This window comes from Devosia sp., assembly GCF_040509215.1.
GTDB lineage: Bacteria > Pseudomonadota > Alphaproteobacteria > Rhizobiales > Devosiaceae > Devosia.
In genome coordinates, this window is record NZ_JBEVLL010000308.1 from 1 (window position 1) to 4,444 (window position 4,444).

General features: G+C 60.2%; 4 protein-coding genes. 2 read left to right on the top strand and 2 right to left on the bottom strand.

Annotated features, from left to right (window positions below; all coding sequences use genetic code 11):
* Positions 1-155 precede the first annotated feature (155 nt).
* Positions 156-1,502 (top strand): MFS transporter, encoded by a 1,347-nt coding sequence (locus ABW043_RS17265; protein ID WP_353922435.1) that lies wholly within the window; start codon positions 156-158, stop codon positions 1,500-1,502.
* Between the two features lie 9 nt (positions 1,503-1,511).
* Here the strand turns inward: ABW043_RS17265 and ABW043_RS17270 are convergent, their stop codons facing one another.
* Complete coding sequence (locus ABW043_RS17270; RefSeq protein WP_353922436.1) at positions 1,512-2,735, bottom strand: MFS transporter; 1,224 nt, start codon at positions 2,733-2,735, stop codon at positions 1,512-1,514.
* Positions 2,736-2,997: 262 nt separating this feature from the next.
* On the opposite strand from ABW043_RS17270, the gene mazG reads away from it, so the two are divergent.
* Entirely contained in the window at positions 2,998-3,810 is an 813-nt protein-coding gene (gene mazG / locus ABW043_RS17275; RefSeq protein WP_353922437.1) for a nucleoside triphosphate pyrophosphohydrolase, read from the top strand.
* Here mazG and ABW043_RS17280 read toward each other — a convergent pair.
* Positions 3,811-4,444 (bottom strand): GTPase (locus tag ABW043_RS17280; RefSeq protein ID WP_353922438.1); only part of this gene is annotated, 634 nt, incomplete at its 5' end. It abuts the gene before it with no gap.

Genomic DNA, 4,444 nt, shown 5'->3' on the forward strand with positions numbered 1-4,444 from the left:
ATGCGTCGTCATTTTGTCCGCGGCCGGTTCCCCGCGACCCGCTGACACGTCCTGTCACGGAACTGGCCTAAATCGTACCGACTTGCCGCCATGGCCGCGAGGGAGGAAAATGCTCCGCCCGGCCGACGTGACCTGAACTTCCAGAGGACTAAGCAATGCGTCCCTTTCATCATCTGCTGGCGAACAATCTCGTGGCCAATGTCACGAATTTCACTGTCTGGTTTGCCGTAACCTTCTGGGTCTTCATCGAAACCCAGTCGGTGTTCGCCACCGGCATGATCGCCGGCATCTACCTTGTTTTCACCGCGGCCTTTGGCATCTGGTTCGGGTCAATCGTCGACCACAATTCGAAAAGGCTCGCCATGCTGGGCTCCAGCGCGGTCTCGGGCATCTGCTATGTCGGTGGCCTCGTCATGGTGCTGCTCGAGCCCGAGGGAGCGTTCCGCAATCCCTATGGGCCCTATCTGTGGCTGTTCATCCTGGTGGTCATGCTTGGGGTGATTGCCGGCAATATCCGCTCGATAGCGCTGCCGACGCTCGTCACCATCCTCATCCCCGAGGATAACCGCGACAAGGCAAATGGCCTCGTGGGCATGGTGGGCGGCATCGGTTTTCTCACCACGTCGGTCATGTCGGGCTTTCTCGTCGCCTTTACCGGTATGTTGGGCGTCCTAATCCTGGCGCTGGCGGCCACCGTCCTTGCCTTCGCACACTTGGCTTTTGTGAGCATCGACGAGGGCAGGGCGCCTGCCGATCCCAATGTGCCCGCTGAACCCAAGCGCGTCGACATTGCCGGCACCATTGCCGTCATTGCTGCCGTCCCAGGGCTTTTTGCCCTTATCTTCTTCGCAACGTTCAACAATTTCCTCGGCGGCATATTCATGGCGCTGCTTGATGCCTACGGATTGTCCCTCGTTTCGGTTGAAATCTGGGGCGTGCTGTTCGGCGCACTGTCGACCGCGTTCATCGCCAGCGGCATCGTCATCGCCAAGACAGGTCTTGGCAAAAATCCGTTGCGTACGCTGCTGATGGTCAATGTCATCACCTGGGCCGTGTGCTGCGTCTTCACGCTGCAATCTTCCATCTGGTTGTTGGCGGCAGGTTGTTTCGTCTGGATGCTGCTCGGTCCCTATGCCGAGGCCGCCGAGCACACGACGCTGCAGAAGGTGGTGCCACTTGAGCGCCAGGGCCGCGTCTTTGGCTTTGCGCAGTCAGTAGAACAGGCCGCTTCGCCGCTGACGGCGTTCCTGATCGGACCGCTGACGCAGTTTGTGGTGATTCCGTTCATGACGGATGGGGCAGGGGCCCAGACTATCGGCTCCTGGTTCGGTACCGGTCCGGCTCGGGGGATTGCCCTGGTGTTCACCGTCGCTGGCCTTGTTGGCCTGCTGGTCACCATCCTTGCCTTCAACTCCCGATACTATCGGGAATTGTCGGCGGCTTATGCTGACAACAAGGACGATGACGAGAATGGCGGAGCGGCTGTCGCCGACCCCGCCTGATTGTCTCGATTACGCCGGCAGAGCATCTGCCGGCGTTTCCTTCACCGTCTTCGGCGGGAAAGCCAGAGCGAGTGCCGCTGCGGCGAGGCCGACACAGGCCGAGGCGACATAGAGCCAGTGATAGTCGCCAAAGGTATCGAACAGCCAGCCACCACCGAGCGGACCAAAGGCCATGCCGATGGACGATGTCATGGTGATGCCGCCGAGCACTGTGCCCATGACATTGGGACCGAAATAGTCGCGTGCCAGCACTGAATAGAGCGGCATCACGCCGCCATAGACCAAGCCCAGGACCACGGCCAACATGTAGAAGTGCGGCAGTTCGCTCACATAGATATAGCTATAAATTCCAATGGCTTGCAGCGCGAGCCCGGCGACGATGACCCGCTTGACCCCGATACGATCTGCCAGGACGCCGAAGATGAGGCGACCAAAAAGCCCGGCAAAACCTTCGACACTATAGATGCTGGCCGCCGCCAAAGCCGAGGCGCCGCAGAGCATGGCATAGCTGACCGTGTGGAAGATCGGGCCGGAATGGGCTGCGCAGCAGAGGAAGAAAACGCCGGCGAGAATGAAGAATTGCGGCGTGCGGAAGATAGCGCCCATATTGGTCGGGGCCGGTTCTGCCGGTGCCACATCGCTGCCGGGTGATGGCGCTTCGGCCATGACTGCCGGCGCGCGACGGATCAGGAAAGCGGCTGGAATGATGAGCGCTACCGCTGCGATCGCCGTCATCATCATGGCATTGCGCCAGCCATAGTTTGCGATCAATACTGTCGCCAGAGGCGTGATCGTCATCGGCGCAATACCGCCGCCAAGCGAGACCAGCGAAACCGCAAGGCTGCGGTGCTTGTCGAACCAACCGAGCGTCGTTGCGATCAGCGGCGCAAAGAAGGCACCGCCGGAAGCGCCAACCAGTCCGCCATAGGCAAACTGGAAGACCAGAAGATCATTGGCGCGGCTGGCCACAAATAGACCAATCCCCAGCAGCACAGCTGCGACCAGAACTACAGGGCGAGCGCCGACGCGGTCGGTCAGCGTGCCCCAGAGAAAACCGGCAATGCCCATGACGATGAAACCCACGGTCATGGCGCCGGAGATGCCAGCGCGGGTCCAGCCGGTTTCTTCCGCGATGGGCTGGAGATAGACCGGCAGGGCGAACATGGCGCCCATCGCCAGACAAGTGATCACCGCGCCGGCTGCGACAATGACCCAACCATAGTGCCGTTCCATTTGAAGGTCCTCCTCAGGAATATGCCTTCGCGACGAACGAGACGCCTAGATTTCAACACGAGCAAGAAAAAATCGTGGGAACGACGCGCGATCGCGCACAAACTTATCCACGGGAGCGCAGCAGCTTGTATCATGGCGGCCCAAAGCCCCAGTTTGGCGCACTTTTGCACACATAAAAGTTCCATAATATATATTATGCGAAAACTGGATGTGCGGTTCTGGTGCGTTGGTGGTGGCAATTCCCTGCCGTGGAACCACATCGATGCAGCCTTCTCGCGACATTTCCCGCCTCATCGAAATCATGGCCGCCCTGCGCGATCCGGACGGTGGTTGCCCCTGGGACCTCGAACAGGACTTCTCGACGATCCGCCACTACACGATCGAGGAAGCCTATGAGGTGGCCGATGCCATCGAGCGGCAGGATTTTCACGATCTCAAGGAAGAACTCGGCGATCTGCTGTTGCAGCCGGTTTTCCATGCGCAGATGGCCAAGGAAGCAGGCCATTTCGATATTGGCGATGTCGTCTATGCCATCACCGAAAAACTGATCCGCCGGCATCCGCATGTTTTTGGCGACATCACCGCAGACGGCGCGGCCGGCGCCCAGGTCAACTGGGAAGCGATCAAGACGCAGGAGCGCGCCGCAAAGGCCGCCCGGCGCGGCGATGAGGTGACTTCCGCGCTCGACGACGTTCCGCAGGTACTCCCTGCCCTCGCGCGGGCCGAAAAACTGACCAAGAAGGCCGCCAAGGTCGGCTTCGACTGGCCGGACTTCACTTCGGTTATGGAAAAGGTCCAGGAAGAAGTTGCCGAGGTGGCCGAAGCACAACAGGCCGGCGACAACGCGGCCGTGCATGAAGAGATCGGCGACTTGCTGTTTGCCGTCGCCAATCTGGCGCGTCACGCCGGCGTCGACGCCGAGGCCGCACTGCGAGACGCCAATGCCAAGTTCACCCGCCGGTTTCACTATGTCGAAGCCCGCAGCCGCGAAGACGGCATCGAGCCCAAGGATGCCGGGCTCGATCGTCTTGATGGCTACTGGAACGAAATCCGTGCCGCCGACAAAGGCAAGTAGCTAAAGATCAGACAGCGCGATGCGGCCGTTGAAGCGTTCCAGGAACGCGGTCTTGTGGCGCGGATCGACGCGGACAATATAGTCCATGCCTTTTTCGCTCGGCTCGCCACGCGAGACAACTTCCACATGCGAATGCAGCCAGCCGATATCGCTGCCGGCGCTATGCGGTATGTGGACGTGATAGGTGCGGCTTTGCTCGCCAAGCGAACGCTCGATGAGGTTCAGCAGCTCTTCCACGCCCTGCCCGGTATGGGCTGAGACAGGCATGCTCGCCAGCACCTTGCCGGCGGGCGCAGCTGCGGCCAAAACCAATTCGGGCTCTTCGAGCAGATCGATTTTGTTCCAGACCTCAATGATCGGCGTCGTTTCCGAGGAAACACCCAGCTCATCGAGAACCGTGAGAACGTCCTGCGCTTGGCCCGAGTGATCGGGATTGGCAATGTCACGAACGTGCAGAATGATATCGGCGTCGACGACTTCTTCTAGCGTTGCGCGGAAGGCGGCGACGAGATCGTGCGGCAGTTCAGACACGAAGCCAACCGTGTCGGACAGCATAACTTCGCGCCCATGCGGTAGCGCCAACTTACGTATGGTGGTGTCGAGAGTCGCGAACAGAAGGTAGATCGGAAGAGCG

Bases quoted from the DNA above. Each gene is read 5' to 3' on its own strand.
- ABW043_RS17270 (WP_353922436.1), bottom strand. From the start codon at position 2,735: ATGGAACGGCACTATGGTTGGGTCATTGTCGCAGCCGGCGCGGTGATC.
- mazG (WP_353922437.1), top strand. From the start codon at position 2,998: ATGCAGCCTTCTCGCGACATTTCCCGCCTCATCGAAATCATGGCCGCC.
- ABW043_RS17265 (WP_353922435.1), top strand. From the start codon at position 156: ATGCGTCCCTTTCATCATCTGCTGGCGAACAATCTCGTGGCCAATGTC.